The organism is Bradyrhizobium sp. Kon58, assembly GCF_055807455.1.
Genome location: NZ_JBVVOT010000396.1, coordinates 1 through 280 on the forward strand (window position 1 = coordinate 1; position 280 = coordinate 280).

Here is a 280-nt window from a genome sequence, read left to right on the forward strand (position 1 = left end):
GGCGCCTTAAAGAGCCAACGAGGGCGCGACATTGGCGTGTTCGGTGGCGCGGGGTTTGCCGCGGCGCTGATCGAACACGGTCTCGTTGACGAGTTTCAATTCTACGTCAACCCGGCGGTATTGGGTGACGGCGTCAGGATCTTCGCGGCGTCGGGGTTCAGGAAGCTAAAATTACTCGAGGCCAAGGCTTATTCGAGCGGCATGGTTGTTAGCCGCTATACCTCGTCCCCCGAGCGAGCAAATCTACGCGGTCGAGACCGAACGCGGTGAGTCAGAAACG

1 protein-coding gene is annotated in these 280 nt (G+C 59.6%); it reads left to right on the forward strand.

The window, feature by feature from the left end:
• Positions 1 to 270 (forward strand): dihydrofolate reductase family protein (locus AC0L20_RS40905; RefSeq protein ID WP_473295810.1); only part of this gene is annotated, 270 nt, incomplete at its 5' end.
• Between the last annotated feature and the right edge of the window lie 10 nt (positions 271 to 280).